Annotated in this window: 15 protein-coding genes; 9 read left to right on the top strand and 6 right to left on the bottom strand. The window is 46.5% G+C overall.

The window, feature by feature from the left end:
- Positions 1-204 precede the first annotated feature (204 nt).
- The 3 genes from R7Q46_RS22100 to recQ all read right to left on the bottom strand — a co-directional run bounded on the left by R7Q46_RS22100 (position 205) and on the right by recQ (position 3,263).
- Positions 205-879 carry a 7-cyano-7-deazaguanine/7-aminomethyl-7-deazaguanine transporter gene (locus R7Q46_RS22100; RefSeq protein ID WP_033907317.1) on the bottom strand — a complete coding sequence of 225 codons (675 nt, stop codon included), beginning with the start codon at positions 877-879 and terminating at the stop codon, positions 205-207.
- A gap of 233 nt (positions 880-1,112) precedes the next feature.
- The gene (locus R7Q46_RS22095; protein WP_017633801.1) at positions 1,113-1,418 is read right to left on the bottom strand and encodes a DUF3630 family protein; all 306 of its coding nucleotides are present in this window, start codon (positions 1,416-1,418) and stop codon (positions 1,113-1,115) included.
- A 9-nt stretch (positions 1,419-1,427) separates the two neighbouring features.
- The gene (gene recQ / locus R7Q46_RS22090; RefSeq protein ID WP_005451195.1) at positions 1,428-3,263 is read right to left on the bottom strand and encodes an ATP-dependent DNA helicase RecQ; all 1,836 of its coding nucleotides are present in this window, start codon (positions 3,261-3,263) and stop codon (positions 1,428-1,430) included.
- Positions 3,264-3,441: 178 nt separating this feature from the next.
- Between recQ and rarD the strand changes: the two genes are divergently transcribed.
- The 4 genes from rarD (at position 3,442) to ggt (ending at position 7,857) form a co-directional block, all read left to right on the top strand.
- Entirely contained in the window at positions 3,442-4,359 is a 918-nt protein-coding gene (gene rarD / locus R7Q46_RS22085) for an EamA family transporter RarD (protein WP_005378774.1), read from the top strand.
- 71 nt (positions 4,360-4,430) lie between these two features.
- On the top strand, positions 4,431-5,228 hold the full coding sequence (locus tag R7Q46_RS22080) for an AraC family transcriptional regulator (RefSeq protein WP_005382915.1): 798 nt from the start codon (positions 4,431-4,433) through the stop codon (positions 5,226-5,228).
- A gap of 91 nt (positions 5,229-5,319) precedes the next feature.
- Positions 5,320-5,979 (top strand): LysE family translocator, encoded by a 660-nt coding sequence (locus R7Q46_RS22075; protein WP_005378776.1) that lies wholly within the window; start codon positions 5,320-5,322, stop codon positions 5,977-5,979.
- A gap of 111 nt (positions 5,980-6,090) precedes the next feature.
- A complete protein-coding gene (ggt, locus tag R7Q46_RS22070; protein WP_171345145.1) occupies positions 6,091-7,857 on the top strand; it encodes a gamma-glutamyltransferase in 1,767 nt (588 codons plus the stop codon).
- 981 nt (positions 7,858-8,838) lie between these two features.
- Here the strand turns inward: ggt and uvrD are convergent.
- Positions 8,839-11,013: a DNA helicase II gene (gene uvrD, locus R7Q46_RS22065; protein ID WP_005378778.1), complete on the bottom strand. Its 2,175-nt coding sequence runs from the start codon at positions 11,011-11,013 to the stop codon at positions 8,839-8,841.
- Between the two features lie 281 nt (positions 11,014-11,294).
- On the opposite strand from uvrD, the gene R7Q46_RS22060 reads away from it, so the two are divergent.
- The 4 genes from R7Q46_RS22060 to R7Q46_RS22045 all read left to right on the top strand — a co-directional run bounded on the left by R7Q46_RS22060 (position 11,295) and on the right by R7Q46_RS22045 (position 13,748).
- Positions 11,295-11,555 (top strand): DUF2282 domain-containing protein, encoded by a 261-nt coding sequence (locus R7Q46_RS22060; RefSeq protein ID WP_005378779.1) that lies wholly within the window; start codon positions 11,295-11,297, stop codon positions 11,553-11,555.
- Positions 11,556-11,654: 99 nt separating this feature from the next.
- Positions 11,655-12,527, top strand: coding sequence for a DUF692 domain-containing protein (locus tag R7Q46_RS22055; RefSeq protein WP_318077795.1), 873 nt, complete (start codon positions 11,655-11,657; stop codon positions 12,525-12,527).
- Positions 12,524-13,282: a DNA-binding domain-containing protein gene (locus R7Q46_RS22050; RefSeq protein ID WP_005382923.1), complete on the top strand. Its 759-nt coding sequence runs from the start codon at positions 12,524-12,526 to the stop codon at positions 13,280-13,282. The genes R7Q46_RS22055 and R7Q46_RS22050 overlap by 4 nt, the downstream gene beginning before the upstream one ends.
- Before the next feature lie 10 nt (positions 13,283-13,292).
- Positions 13,293-13,748: a DoxX family protein gene (locus tag R7Q46_RS22045; protein WP_104979859.1), complete on the top strand. Its 456-nt coding sequence runs from the start codon at positions 13,293-13,295 to the stop codon at positions 13,746-13,748.
- A gap of 31 nt (positions 13,749-13,779) precedes the next feature.
- Here R7Q46_RS22045 and R7Q46_RS22040 read toward each other — a convergent pair whose 3' ends face one another.
- Positions 13,780-14,061 (bottom strand): hypothetical protein, encoded by a 282-nt coding sequence (locus R7Q46_RS22040; RefSeq protein WP_005378786.1) that lies wholly within the window; start codon positions 14,059-14,061, stop codon positions 13,780-13,782.
- A gap of 91 nt (positions 14,062-14,152) precedes the next feature.
- Positions 14,153-15,346, bottom strand: a complete 1,194-nt coding sequence (locus R7Q46_RS22035) for a multidrug effflux MFS transporter (RefSeq protein WP_005382927.1) — start codon at positions 15,344-15,346, stop codon at positions 14,153-14,155.
- A gap of 107 nt (positions 15,347-15,453) precedes the next feature.
- Here R7Q46_RS22035 and R7Q46_RS22030 point away from each other — a divergent pair, with 107 nt between their 5' ends.
- Positions 15,454-16,395 (top strand): LysR family transcriptional regulator, encoded by a 942-nt coding sequence (locus tag R7Q46_RS22030; protein ID WP_005378791.1) that lies wholly within the window; start codon positions 15,454-15,456, stop codon positions 16,393-16,395.
- Positions 16,396-16,422 lie beyond the last annotated feature (27 nt).

Here is a 16,422-nt window from a genome sequence, read left to right as displayed (position 1 = left end):
TCCTCTACGTGCCGTACCTTCGATTAAAAGGTCTCACTCGGGACCTTTTTTACTGCTCATTTTTACCTTCGTACAGCTCAGGGAGCTTTTGGACACCCATGATCTAATTACTCCCCACGCTGTACAAAACGCTCTAAACCCAAGTAAACAGGCACAAAAAAGCCGCTTGATTTGAGCAAGCGGCTTTCGGGGTTCCCACTGATATTAAGACTGAACGCTTGTCGTCACCTTAAAGTCAGGGTTCACCTCAGTCAGCTTCTTAATTAGGTAATTCAGTAATACGCCGTACATCGGAACGAACAAACCAAGACTGATAATCAGTTTGAAGCCGTAATCCACCAGCGCGATTTCCGTCCAATGCTCTGCCATAAATGGATCTGGGCTTTGATAGAACGCAATGGCGAAGAAAGCGATGGTATCAAGTGCATTACCGAAAAGCGTTGAACACGTTGGTGCCACCCACCATTGCTTCATTTGACGTAGGCGGTTGAACACGTGCACATCCATGATCTGACCAAGTAGGTACGCCATGAAGCTAGCAATCGCGATACGAGCAACGAATAAGTTAAATTCCCCTAGGTGACCAAAACCTTGGAATTGACCTTCGAAGAACACCACCGATAAGAAGTAAGACACTGCCAAAGCAGGCAACATCACTAAGAAGATGATCTTACGCGCCAACTGAGCACCGAAAATACGCACAGTTAAGTCAGTCGCTAGGAATATAAATGGGAAAGTGAATGCGCCCCAAGTGGTATGGAAACCGAAAATAGTAAACGGTAGCTGAACTAGGTAATTGCTAGATGCAATAATGACTAGGTGGAATAGAACCAGATAGATAAGGGCGTTGCGCTGCTGCGCAGGGGTAAAGTTACTCATGCGATACCTTTTTAGTTTGGTTTGGGGGTGAGGGAACCCAAATCGAGTCACTGAATAAAGTGGCTCTTACCAACAATGTAAAATGAAAAATAAACTGGCTTGGCTCTTTCTGAGCGAAGCGGTGGGCGATTATACATTAACCACTTTTCGCCGCAAGTCGTCTGTTTTACGCAAACGTTTGAGCATAAAAAAGGGTGTTTCATGTGAAACACCCTTTCAAGAAAGTTCTATTTTTAGAAGCCGCGTTGAAACAATCCTGCGAGATAATCCAACTCTTCCCTGCTCTCTTCAATCGCTAACGCTTCAAACCAAATCGCTTCGCTGTAATGCTCTGCTTTCATAAACAGTCGGCAACCTTCAAAGTCGATCAGCCAAGAGTGAATGTCCGCATCCCACTGCTTTTCCACCACAGTAGCAGAAAGCAAACTAACTAAACGCTCACCTAAAGCAGGAAAGCTATCAAGGTCAAAGCTCGGCGCGGTAATGATTAAGCGCCCTTCTTGTGCCATGTAGTCCGCTAAGCCAAATTCCTTTTGCATCTTGGTTCCTTATCCGTGGTGAGTAATGTGTTCTTGAATCAAATCGAGGAATGGGTCGGCGTACTTCTCTAGTTTGCGCTGACCAACACCGCTGACTGCCAGCATTTCGCCGTAAGACGTTGGCAGAATTTCCGCCATATCAATCAGAGTCGCATCACTGAAGACCACGTATGGTGGCAAACCATCTTCATCAGCAATCGACTTACGCAGCTTACGTAACTTAGCAAACAGCTTTTTGTCGTAGTTCTTGCTGGTCAGTTTGTCCGACTTCGCCGCGCGTGCTGCGGTGTCTAAACGCGGAACCGCTAACTCCAGAGTCACATCGCCACGCAGCAGCGGACGCGCCTCTTCGGTAAGTTGCAGCGTTGAGTTACGCGTGATGTTTTGAAACAACAGCCCTTTGTGGATTAACTGACGGAAGATACTCACCCAGTAATCGTGGCTGTGATCGCGCCCTATCGCGTAGGTAGAAATCTTATCGTGCCCATTTTCACGTACACGAATGTTTTGCATACCACGTAGCACCTCTACCACGTAGCCCATACCAAAGCTCTGATTCACTCGGTACACACAAGACAACGCCTTACGTGCTTCTTCTGTTGCATCAAAGTGCTTCGGTGGATCTAAGCAAATATCACAGTTGCCACATGGCTTCTCACGATACTCACCAAAGTAATTTAATAGCACCTGACGACGACAAGTTTGCGCCTCAGCAAAGGCACTCATCGCATTCAGTTTGTGGGTTTCCACCTGCTTCTGTGGACCATCGTCTTTCTCATCCAACATACGACGCAGCCAACTGATGTCCGCTGGGTCATACAACATCATCGCTTCGGCAGGTAGACCATCACGCCCTGCACGACCCGTTTCCTGATAGTAAGACTCGATGTTGCGCGGGATATCAAAGTGAACCACAAAACGCACGTTTGGTTTGTTGATGCCCATACCGAATGCCACGGTCGCCACTACAATTTGGATGTCATCACGTTGGAAAGCTTCTTGAACGTAAGCGCGCTCATCAGCGTCCATACCGGCGTGATAACCAGCAGCACGAATGTGGTTGTTGCACAGCTTCTCGGTCACCATCTCAACTTTCTTACGGCTACCACAATAGATGATGCCGCAGTTACCCTTTTGGGTTTCAAGATAACGAACGATTTGCGAAACCGGCTTGTGCTTCTCAACTAAGTTGTAGCGAATGTTAGGACGGTCGAAGCTGCCTAGGTAAACCTCTGGATTATTCAGTTGCAGACGTTCAAGAATATCTCGGCGCGTTGCGTCATCTGCGGTCGCCGTCAGCGCCATAAATGGCACATGGGAAAACTGCTGCTTAAGTTGACCAAGCGCGGCATATTCTGGACGGAAGTCGTGTCCCCACTGGGAAATACAGTGCGCTTCATCGACGGCAATCATCGATAGCGGCAAGTTTTCCAAGCGCTCAATGAAATCACGCATCAATACGCGTTCTGGCGAGACGTACACCAACTTAAGATGACCAGTGTGCATGCGGTTATACACGCTGAGCAGTTCTTCACGAGGCATGGTCGAGTTAATGCATTCAGCCGCTACACCGTTGGCTTTAAGCTGGTCCACTTGGTCTTTCATCAGCGAAATAAGCGGAGAAATCACCAAAGTAATGCCAGAGCGAACCAAAGCAGGGATTTGATAACACAGCGACTTACCGCCACCAGTAGGCAGGATAACTAAGCTGTCGCGACCTTCTACCGCAGCATCAATCACCAACTGCTGACCATCACGGAACTCTTGGTAACCAAACACATCCTCCAACACACGTTGAGGCGTTACAGGCGAATCAGATTGTTCGGCTAACAAGGTCGAGGTCATGAAAAGTCTCAGATTGGGTCTTAAAAAAGAGGTGCTTATGCATACCACTGGCACACAAAGTGAGGGCACATTGTAATGGGGTTTCATGGTGAATAAAACCGCAAATTGTTAGGTGTTTCGCATCACGACTCGTATACTGATTTTCTGCTCTATAAAACACACAATTAGGTGACACTTCATGACACCAGAAGACGAACAACAACGCGCGCGGCAAGGTATCTTGCTAGCGATTGGTGCGTATACCATGTGGGGCATTGCGCCGATGTACTTTAAGTCCATCGCACAAGTATCTCCTTTGGAAATTCTAAGCCACCGAGTGATATGGTCTTTCTTTTTGCTTGCTGCACTCCTCCATTTTGGCCGTCACTGGCGCTCGGCTTACCACATCGCGAAAGACAAAACGAAAATCGCTTACCTGATCGCAAGTTCCATGCTAATTGGCGGTAATTGGTTGATTTTCATTTGGGCGGTAAACTCGAATCATATGCTCGACGCCAGCTTAGGTTATTACATTAACCCACTGATCAACGTCTTACTCGGGATGGTCTTCCTTGGTGAGCGACTGCGTAAATTACAGTGGTTCGCGGTTGTATTGGCAGGTTGTGGCGTACTCGTTCAACTGATTGTATTTGGCTCCGTACCTGTTGTTGCGATGGCGTTAGCAATGAGCTTCGGCTTTTATGGCTTATTAAGAAAGAAAGTCAGTGTCGATGCAAAAACTGGCTTGTTTATCGAGACATTACTTCTACTGCCAGTGGCCGCTGTTTATTTGCTTTTTATTGCCGATACACCAACCTCAAATATGCTTACGAATCCACTTACGTTAAATAGTTTGTTGATCGCGGCTGGGGTTATAACAACCCTGCCACTGCTGTGCTTTACGGGTGCAGCAACAAGACTCAAATTATCGACTTTGGGCTTTTTCCAATATATAGGCCCAAGCTTAATGTTTTTACTTGCAGTATTGATGTATGGCGAACCCTTTACCATGGATAAAGCGATCACTTTCGTCTTTATTTGGGGAGCACTAGTCGTGTTTAGCTTTGATGGATTACGTAATAACCGTCGCTCACGCCGAATCGTTCAGCCACAGTGATCGTTTTTTACAAGACAAGTTAGAAATTGCCAGATAAGCTTGGTCATAATGTGACCAAGCTTTTTTATTTAATGGAACATATTCAGTACTACGCAACCGACCATGACAACTTGAGTCTAATAGAGGCGAAATACCAGAAATTTGCTTTTCAAAGGCATTACCATCTGGATTTTCATCTCGGCCTGATCACGCATGGTGCGCAGAAGTTCCAATACCAAGGTAACAGCCACCAAGTTGGTCACGGGCAAATTGTGATTATGCCGCCGGATGAGCTGCACGACGGGCAATCTAAGCTCGAGAGTGGCTACGAAGTAAATGTGTTTGCGATCGAACCTCATCTATTGAGCGATCTGGCTGATCTTAAGCAAAACGGTCAAATAATACACTTCAACGAACTGATCATCTCGGATCCGCAGATATTTTCACAACTTAGTAACTTACACGGGCTGCTTCGTCGTGAAAACCTCAGCCAACTCACCAAAGATTGCCTTCCTTTTGAAGGATTTAACCAACTTTTTGATCGCTACGGATCGCTTGAGCGACAAAAAGTGGTGCCGCTAGGAAACCAATCGCTTGGGACGTTAAAAGATTATCTAATGGCTAACCTTGACCAAGCGGTGCGTTTGGATTCACTTTCAGAGCTGTGCCAACTGAGCCCAACTCAGTTCCAGCGCCACTTTAAAGCGCAAACTGGCATGACGCCTTATGCATGGTTCGCACGCCTGCGCCTTGAACAAGGCATGAAGTTACTGCAAGCTGGTCAATGTGGTACCGACGTCGCTCATCAAATCGGTTTCTATGATCAAGCGCATTTCAGCAAAGCGTTTAAACAGACCTACGGCGTTTCCCCTTCTCAAGTGGCTCGTTAATTTCATTTACCGAGAAAGCTGTCAGTTTTTTACAAGCGCCACAGGTGACTTACCACGACAATAGCCGCATTGGTTAAATTTGAGATGTGTTATGAATGAATCCACCATATTGCTGACACTCGCCAGCATTCATTTTATTGCCCTAATGAGTCCAGGTCCGGACTTTGCGCTGGTCGTACAAAATGCGACGCGTCATGGTCGTCAAACTGGCTTGTACATTGCGTTGGGATTGTCCGTCGGTATTTTGCTGCACTCTTTGTTCAGCCTGACAGGTGTGAGTTTTGTCGTCCACCAACACCCAGTGCTGTATTCCGTGGTACAACTGCTCGGTGGTAGTTACCTGCTCTACTTAGGAATTGGCGCATTGCGTGCCGTGATCTCGATGATCCAAAACCCACTGACGGATCAACCTAAGAAGCAAAATAACCTAGTGATCAGCAATAAGCGTCAAGCGTTTGCTAAAGGGTTTGCGACCAACATTCTTAACCCAAAAGCCCTGGTGTTCTTTGTCAGTTTGATGTCGAGTTTAGTCCCAGCAGGTATGTCGATTACTGGCAAAGGTATTGCACTGGTCATCCTGTTTGGCTTGTCGCTATTCTGGTTCTCTAGCCTTGCATGGATGCTGTCGACACAGCGCTTACAGCGTAAATTGCAACAAGCGGGTATCTACATCGACGGTCTATGCGGCGTGGTATTTACTCTAGTGGGCGGCAGTATTCTATACCAAACTATCAATACTTTTATCGGATAAAGTACTGATTTAAAAGCGTAGCACAATCGACATTTCTAAGATTGCTGACTCGACGTGACTCTCCATAACTGCCAAGCTCAAAGCACAAAACTGGCAACATGGAGAGTCATCATGCATTGGACGTTCAACCGACTCGTGACCACGGGTCTTTTTCTTACTTCCCCACTAATCTTATCTACCTCAGTCTTTGCTAACCAAGCAGCAGATGCGGTTGCGCCGGAGCACAGCACTGGCTTCGAGCAAAAACAATTGATCAAAGCGAAAGATTATATGGTTACCGCTGCTAACCCAATTGCAACCCAAGCTGGTGCGGATGTTATTGCCCAAGGTGGTAATGCTATTGATGCTATGGTTGCCGTGCAGCTGATGCTGGGCTTGGTAGAACCGCAATCATCAGGTATTGGTGGTGGCGCCTTCTTAGTGTATTGGGACAGTGAGAAACAAAAACTAACTACGTATGATGGACGCGAAACCGCACCGCTCGCCGCGACGCCGAAACTCTTTTTAGACGAAAAAGGACAACCCCTACAATTTTACGATGCGGTTGTCGGCGGGCGCTCCGTTGCCACTCCTGGTACAGTGAAACTGCTGTGGGACACGCACCAGAAATACGGCAAGTTGGAATGGAAGAAGATCATCCAACCTGTGATTACCTTGGCTGAGCAAGGTTTCGAAGTCAGTCCTCGCCTCGCGAGTCTGATTGAGAAAGATACTAAGCGCCTATCACGCTTCCCTGCGACTAAGGCTTACTTCTTCAATCCAGACGGCTCACCAAAAACCGAAGGCACGTTGTTGAAGAACCCTGAATACGCGCAAACTCTGACGGCAATTGCAGAGCAAGGGGCAAAAGCTTTCTATCAAGGCGATATCGCTACAGACATCATCAAGACCGTACAGAATGCACCGGGCAATCCTGGCGTATTGGCACAACCTGACTTTGATGCGTTCCAAATCAAGCAACGTGAACCGGTTTGTGCGGCTTACCAAAGCTATGACATCTGCGGCATGGGACCACCTAGCTCTGGCGCATTGACGGTTGGACAGATTCTCGCGATCACCGAGCAATACGATCTTAAAGGTTGGGGAGCCGAAAGCGCAAAATCATGGCAAGTGATCGCCGATGCATCGCGCCTTGCGTTTGCGGATCGCGGTAAGTACATGGCTGACCAAGATTATGTGCCAATGCCAACCGAAGGCTTGCTTGATAAAGATTATCTCAAACAACGTGCTGAGCTCATTCAAGTCGGTAAAGCCTTGAGTAAGGTTGAAGCCGGCAACCCTCCTTGGTCGCACGCGATGAACTTAAGCATGGACCAATCGATCGAGCTGCCTTCCACCAGCCATTTCAATATCGTCGATAAGCAAGGCAATGTGGTTTCAATGACAACAACCATTGAGAACGCCTTTGGCTCACGCTTGATGGTACGCGGCTTCTTGCTCAATAACGAACTGACCGATTTCTCTTTCCGCACGCATCAAGATGGTGTGCCAATCGCGAACCGCTTAGAACCGGGAAAACGCCCACGTTCATCCATGGCACCAACCATTATGATGAAGGATGACAAGCCTTACATGGCAATTGGCTCACCGGGTGGCAGCCGCATTATTGGTTACGTCGCACAAGCCATTATCGCCCATACGCAATGGGATATGGACATCCAAAGCGCGATTAATCAGCCACGATTGCTGAACCGTTTTGGCACCTTAGATATTGAGCAAGGTACCGCCGCAGAGGGCTTACAGCCTGCTCTGGAGAAGATGGGTTTTAAAACCGATGTTCGGGATTTGAACTCTGGTCTGCATGCGATACGCATAACAAAAGACGGTCTTGAAGGCGCTGCGGATCCAAGACGTGAAGGTGCCGCTATCGGGCAGTAAGAGTCTTTCGCTCGACCCCTTGTGCGAGATCTCTCACAAAGGGTTGAGCAAACCTCTCTTTTTTAATGGTAAAACCGTACAACAAAGATAATAAGCCATTGAATTTAATACTTATGTATCTTTTTTGAACGCTAAGAGTGTAAAAAAATGTGAGATTAGCCCGTTGTTGGAAATCGTTAAACACGTAATATTAAACCTGTCGGAAGGATGCTGACACGGAACAGGAAACACCACGGACTTGGTGAACTTCAGGAAGAAGAAACGGTTATTCAGGATGAATAGTCGAGCATGGATTGCAAAATTGGACATTGAACGAAATCAATAGTGACTAGGATGGTTGCTACTAAGGACGGGAAATGGACACCTCTGGACGAGGCAAGGATTTGAACATCAGGATGATGTCAGGGACACCGCTCAGGGAACAAGTGATGAGAGCTAACGAGGATAGTTAGCAGACCAGGATAAGGTCACTAAGGACACCGCTAGGAAGGCGACGTAAGGATTAAGCTGACGGATTCAGCACACTATCATGGATTAGATGCATGGAGCACTCTTAGTAGCTGGATTGCTGCGAGTAAGACTATAACCCCGATGGGCGCAAGCCCTCGGGGTTTTTCTTTGCCTAAAGTTTTTCTCAGTAGATCTGCTGAAAACAGGCATTCACCCACAACGCCCACCTTTCACTTCAAACGGCATCGTTAAGTCGCGCTTTTGTACTCCATTTATCATTCCATTTTTTACTGCGTTAGCGACACCAAAACTGCACAAACAAAAAGAGCCGCCGAAGCAGCTCTTAAGTTGATGATACCAATCACAGTAAATAAGGATCAGAAATAGCGTAGGGAAAATGCTTGAGAACAAGGCGCAATTTTTCGATAAGTAGTTATTCTACAATCAAAAATTGCAACGCAGTTATCGAGTATTTTAACAAGCTAGAATGACCAGTTATTTACTAAGATTGGTATGAGTTTTGGTCAAGTCTTACAGTTTCTCTAGTCGTGCGTAAGCAGTTACCAACCATTTGATGCCTTCACCGTTAAAGGCAATCTGTACACGGCTCTGTGGACCACTGCCTTCGAAGTTGATGATGGTGCCTTCACCAAACTTTGGATGCATCACACGAGAACCTAGCGTAAAGCCGGTTTCATTAAAGCTCTCTTTCACAACAGTTTGGCTAAATCGACCACTGCTTGAAGGACGGCTAACTTGCGCCTTCATTCGTACTTCATCTAAACAAGTTTCTGGCAGTTCACGGATAAAGCGAGACGGTTTATGGTATTTATCCTGACCGTACAAACGACGCATTTCAGCATAAGTGATGTACAGTTTCTGCATTGCACGGGTCATGCCTACGTAACACAGACGGCGTTCTTCTTCTAAGCGCCCTGCTTCTTCTGCCGACATTTGGCTTGGGAACATGCCTTCTTCCACACCGACCATAAACACCAATGGGAACTCTAGACCTTTCGCACTGTGTAATGTCATGAGCTGAACCGCATCTTCAAATTCGTCCGCTTGTCCTTCGCCCGCTTCTAGTGCTGCGTGGGTTAGGAATGCCGTCAGCAGTGACATGTCTTCGGCTTCTTCTGGTTTCTCGAATTGGCGAGTTGCGGTCACCAATTCCTCCAAGTTCTCAATACGTGCCTTAGACTTTTCGCCCTTCTCTTGCTCGTACATCGCGAACAAGCCCGAGTATTTAATTACATGGTCAGTTTGGTGATGCAGCGGCATCTCTAAGGTGTCGTCTTCTAGCGCGGTGACAAGCTCGATAAAACGGCTCAGAGCACCAGCAGCGCGACCAGCAAGCACCTTCTCGTCCAACATAGCTACACTCGCTTCCCACATGGTGCAACCACGGTCACGAGCCGCAAAACGGATGGTTTCAAGCGTCTTATCGCCCAAACCACGCGTTGGCGTATTCACCACACGTTCAAACGCTGCATCATCGTTACGGTTGGCAATCAGACGCATGTAGCTCAAGGCATCTTTGATTTCCTGACGTTCGAAGAATCGCATGCCGCCATAGATACGATAAGGCAGACCGGCTTGAATTAACGCTTCTTCCAGAACACGCGACTGGGCGTTGTTACGGTAAAGCATCGCAGCGTCATTCAGAGCACCGCCCTTGTCTTGCCACTCTTTGATTTTGTTCACCGCAAAACGGGCTTCATCTAATTCGTTGTAAGCGCTGTAAACCGAGATAGGCTCACCGACCACGCCATCCGTCCACAACTCTTTACCCATACGCTCGGTGTTATTCGCAATCAGGGTGTTAGATGCTTCCAGAATGGTCTTAGTGGAACGGTAGTTTTGCTCAAGACGAATGGTATTCACGCTTGGGAATTCGAGCGTAAACTTCTCAATGTTCTCGACTTTTGCACCACGCCAACCATAAATCGACTGGTCGTCATCACCTACGATCATCACGTGACACTCAGGACCCGCCATCATACGTAGCCAAGCATATTGAATGTTGTTGGTATCTTGGAACTCATCCACCAAGATGTGCTTAAAGCGTGCTTGGTAGTGTTCACGAACGAACTTGTTATCACGCAGTAGCTCATGTGCGCGCAGCAAGATCTCCGCAAAATCGACTAAACCAGCACGGTCACACGCCTCTTGGTAAGCGGTGTACAACTGTAGATATGTCTTGGTCACTGGATCATGGTACGCATCAATGTGCGACGGACGCAGACCTTCGTCTTTCTTACCGTTAATCCACCATGCCACTTGGCGTGCAGGCCATTGCTTCTCATCGAGGTTTTGCGCTTTGATCAAACGCTTTAGCAGACGCTGCTGGTCGTCACTGTCAATGATTTGGAAATCTTCCGGTAGCTTCGCATCAAGATAGTGTGCACGCAGAATACGGTGACAAATGCCGTGGAAAGTACCATTCCACATACCGCCTGCACTGCCCATCATTAGCTCTTCGATACGTCCACGCATCTCTGCCGCCGCCTTATTGGTAAAGGTTACCGACATGATTGAAAACGGAGAAGCTTGCTCGACCGACATCAGCCAAGCGATACGGTGAACAAGAACGCGTGTCTTACCACTTCCTGCGCCAGCAAGAACGAGCAAGTTTTCTAGAGGTGCTGCAACGGCTTCACGTTGTTTATCGTTCAAACCGTCGAGTAATAGAGATGGATCCATCATGATGAGAGCTACTGGTTATTTATACATAAAAACCGATTATAACCTAAACAACCGGGTGCTGTTTAGACAAAACTTGATAAAAAAATCGATGTTTTTTTGCCCAACACATCAATTAGTTATACCTATTTGACCCTACAAACCTATTTACTTCAGAAATTTTTCTGAAAGTTTTTTAGCCAGTTTCCTATCTTTTAAGTTAAGCAAGTTGATAACAAAAACGCCAAAACAGGCGATTCATCTTGCCAACTTAAAGTAAAGGAAATCATTCAGAGGAATTTATTATGAAAAAGTCGAATCTAGCTGTTACTGCTGCTGTTACTGGTCTTCTAGCTCTTGGTGGCACAATGCTAACTGCAGCTCCAGCTGTCGCTGCTGAAAAAGAAAAGTGCTATGGCGTTTCTAAAGCAGGTAAAAACGACTGTGCAACAAAAAGCAGCTCATGCGCTGGTACTTCTAAAGAAGATAACCAAAAAGACGCATTCGTAGTCGTACCAAAAGGTCTTTGTGACAAACTCGCTGGCGGTAGCACTTCTTCTTCATAATCTTTTATCGCTAGCTATTGTGAGGATGCGTTGACGCTCAACCAACGCAAAGCCAAGACGCATCCTTCTCTTCCCGCACGATTTGAAAAGGAGTTTCACGTGAAACACCACACCTTCCACGACCTTGTTGGAGTTGGATTAAGAACCCCTCACCTCGATTACTTTAGCCAAAACCAACCCGAGTTGTCTTGGTTAGAAATCCACAGTGAAAACTATTTCCAACCCAATGCAACAGAGCGCCATCAGCTACAAACGCTTCGCGAGCAATATCAAATTAGCTGCCACGGTATTGGTTTGTCGCTAGGTTCGGTGGAACGTGTTAGTCAAAAGCATCTTGCGCAACTTAAAGCACTGATTAACTCAATCGACCCAATCCTTGTTTCTGACCATTTAAGTTGGAGTGAAAACGGCGGTCACTACTTTAATGACCTGCTTCCACTTCCGTATACGGAAGAAGCGCTCAACGTGTTCACTCGTAACGTGAATGAAGTGCAGGAATATTTGCAACGCGAGATCTTGATAGAGAACCCATCTAGTTATGTGAAGTTTCAACATTCGACCATCAGCGAATGGGAGTTTCTTACCGAAGTGCAAAAGCGCACTGACTGTCGTTTATTGCTCGATCTAAACAATGTTTATGTTTCGGCGTTCAACCACGGTTTTGATTGCGACACATGCCTAGATGCGATTCCAGCCGACAAAGTGGATGAGATTCACTTGGCAGGTTTTACCATCAAACAACTCGACAAAGGTGAGATATGGATTGATACCCATAGCCGCCCAGTTAGTGATGAAGTTTGGCAACTGTTCGCGCAGTGGACAAAAAAACACGGTCCACGTCATACGTTGATTGAATGGGATTTGGATATCCCCGCGCCAGAAGTCTTGCTCGAAGAAGCACAGAAAGCATCGCAACTACTGTTGCAAGGCACACTTCCAAGTGAACAAAGCGAACCAAGGAAGGCATCATGAATCTAGCCACCTTACAAAGCCAGTTTGCTAAAGCCCTACACTATCAAGCACTCGGTGAAGATTGCGATATTGCCAGTGATACGTTTACCGCTGATGAACGCATGCAGATTTACCGCAATAACTTTATCGTCAGCTTAAGCGAGGTGTTATCCGCGACCTACCCGATGGTTGAAGCGCTGCTTGGTGAAGAATGCTTTGAACAGATAGCTCGCCAGCATGTTCTTTCTTACCCATTAGAAGAAGGAAATGTGGTGCATTATGGCGAAGGCTTTCAAGACACCATCATGCAGTTCAGTCAGGTGATCGCAAAAGCACCTTACAGCCCTGAAGTCGCACGCTTCGAGTGGCATATCGACCTAGCTCGTCAAGCACAGTATGAGCAATCCAATGCAGCGGAATTAAAACCGCTTGCGTTACTTGGCGAAGTGAGTGAAGAGCAACAACCCACTTTAGTCTTACACCTTAAAAAGGGCTGCCGCAGCTTTGACTCCAACTACGCAGTATTCGATCTATTTAGCGCGATTCAAACTGGGCAATTCGAACAACTTAATATCAACCAATTACAGCAAGGTGTCATCTCGATTCAAGCCAATGGAGAAGCCTTGTGTCACGCACTCGATGCTGATGTGTTCCAACTGCTGCAATGTTTAGAGCAGAAGCAGAGTTTGAGCGAAATACCTGAAGTTTTACTCGCTCATCTCAATCGCATCATGGCACTCGATATTGTTGACGGCTTTACATTGCAATCAATCTAAGGAGCACTCTATGAAGGATACGGTTAAAAACTTAGTGAATCGGTATGACGATTTAATCAGTACCTTACAAGCTGGCTTTGTCCCTTTACTACTTCTCTTTTGCCGCTTTTGGGTTGCTTGGGTGTTCTTCAATTCAGGACTAATCAAAATCTCGTCTTGGGATAGCACGTTGTACTTATTTGAGCTGGAATACCAAGTGCCAATCTTGCCATGGGAATTGGCGGCTTATTTAGGTACGGCTGCGGAGTTGGTTCTACCGGTGTTCTTGGCACTGGGATTGATTACCCGCCCGATGGCAGCAATTCTGTTTGTGTTCAACATCATCGCAGTGATCTCTTACCCACTGTTGTGGGAGAAAGGTTTTTATGACCACCAACTTTGGGGATTGATGATTCTTATCGTAATCGTATGGGGGCCAGGACCGCTGTCTTTGGACCACATCCTGAAAAAGAAAATGACGAGCTAAAAAAATCCCCGCATCATGCGGGGATTTTTTATTATTTATTCAAGTAAGCCAGTAGCTCTTCTGCTGAGATACCTTGCTGAGCGAGGTCTTTTGCCATCTGCTCGACTTGTTCATCTTTGCGTGACTCAATCACTTGCTGAAATTGGTACACGATATCACGCAAAATTGGCAGAGGTACTTGTTTAGCCGCACTACGAATACGCTCGGAGCTTTGATTACCCAGCTCATTAAGCAACTTGCCAAACATCACCTTTTCTGGTGAATCTTCCATTTGCTCTAGAATACGAGCCATTTCATACGTGGTTAACGACATTACTTTTTGAGTTCCGTTATGGTGTCAGGAAAAGTCTGAGTGACAAATATACACGCCTTACTTACATTGGAAAATACTAAATTACACTGATTTACGCTTTCGCAAAGCTCGAGTGCCAGTTCTTCCCTGCTTTTGTAAACAGAACGACCAACGCAGGTAATAGGACCCACATATGAATTGCGATCAAGGTTTGTGGATCCAGAGATAAGCGTTGCAGTGTACCCACCAACAAACCAGAGCCACTCATTTGGAACAATCCAAGCAGTGCAGCTGCCGTGCCCGCCTTATCACCAAACGGTTCTAACGCTTTCCCTGCCGCTGCACCCAGAATGAATGCAAAACCTACAGAAGACATGAAGATAGGTAGCATGAAAGAAAGCGCGGTATTCTGACCATTCATCACTAGCATGATCACACCTGCGAGACCCAGAGTTGAGATCCCGGTGACCAAGGTGTTGTGAGTTCCAACGCGCTCCATAAACTTAGGCGCCAGCATACATGCCGCAATGTTTATCACCGCATTTACACCAAACCAGAAAGTGAATTCATTCATCGACAGCCCCATCCCCGTCATCAATACCGACGGTGCTGAGGTAACGTAAGCAAGAATAACCGCCATCGCCATCAAGCATAATGACGCATGGAAAACAAAAGATGGTGTGCTAAGCACTGCCCAATACCGACTAAGCTTAAACACGGCTTGCTTTTCTGTTGACGGGTTAGTCTCTTTCATCATGAAAAACATCAATGATCCAGACACCACAGCAAAACCAGCCATAAAGCTAAAGTTAGCACGCCAGTCAAATTGCTGAGTTAACCAGCTACCTAGAATTGGAGCTAAAGCCGGAATAAAACAAATCGCACCGTTAAGGTAGCTGATCATTTTGCCGCTTTTTTCCGGGCCAAAAATATCGCGAACTGTTGCAAAGGCTGCTACCGATGTCGCACACGCACCTAAGCCTTGTAGCAGTCGGGAAACCAACATCCACTCAATATTTTGAGCACTCCACGCCAATAAAGCGCTCATCGCGTAAATGGTGATACCGCCCAATGCAACAGTTCGACGTCCGAGTTTATCTGCTAAGGGACCTGCGAATAGCTGACCAACACCCATAGCAAATAAGAACCAAGTGATCGTGTCTTGTGCTAGCGCATTATCGACCTGAAAAGTGGAAGCAATAAGAGGTAAAGCAGGTAGATAAATATCAATCGCTAAAGGACTGAAAAGAACCAAAAGGGTCAATAACGCCATCTGTTTTTTACTATTAGAAAACTGGCTAGACACACAACACTCCGAATTGGATAAAGAACTTTGGGTAAAGCTTAATCATCTGATGATATGAATGGAAATGATGTATAATCATGAGCATTATTCCTCAGAGGAAACTCACTGTGAACGTCGAAAAACTGGCTCGTATCGATTTAAATCTATTGGTCTGCTTTAAAGTGCTGATTGAAGAGTTAAATGTCACTCGTGCGGCCCACCGATTGTGCTTAAGCCAATCCGCCGTAAGTAAATCACTGGCTAAACTGCGCATTCAATTTGATGACCCGCTTTTCACTCGAAACTCACATGGATTAACACCTACGCCGCGCGCATTGTTTCTTAAACCGAAACTGGATCTGTTGATAAATCAGTTAGAAGTGCTGACTCAACCCGAAGAGTTTTCTCCGCAAAGCAGCGAATACCGTTTTCAAATAGCAGCGGTAGAGAGTGTCTACCCTCTCATTCTACCCCATTTCTTACCGGCGATTTTTCAACAAGCACCTGGCGTGACAATTAGCACACACCCGTGGTCGGATAATACATTTAAAATGCTTCAACGCGGCGAACTGGATTTAGGCTTAACTGGAAAAGATATCGATATAAACGATGCCAAGCTGACTCTTCAACCACCCGATGACATTTGCGAGTTGGAAATTTATCGTGATTACCAAATGTGCATTATTCGCAAAAACCACCCTGCGCTAAAACAACCTTGGAATCTGGAAGCCTATCTCGCCCTACGCCATGTACAAGTACGTTGTGATGGCAACGACCGTTGGTTGCTGGATTATCGCCTTGCAGATATTGGCGCCGACCGCGATATTGCCGTCACTGTGCCCGACTTTAACAGTGCCGCAAGTTTATGTTCATACACCGACTTTATCTTTACTGCGCCAAGTCATTTTGTGCAACTTGCGGCCAAACAGCTTGATTTGGTCGTGCTGCCACTACCGTTAGAATTCCCACCTATGGCTTACACTTTATTCTGGCACCGAGACAGAGAAAACGACCCTGCATTAGGCTGGCTACGTACGATGATCACACAAAAAACCGATCACCTTAGATAAAAACACCGCGCTCAATTTGCGCTTAGC

The organism is Vibrio sp. 811, assembly GCF_033339195.1.
This window is presented reverse-complemented; position numbering and strand designations above follow the sequence as displayed.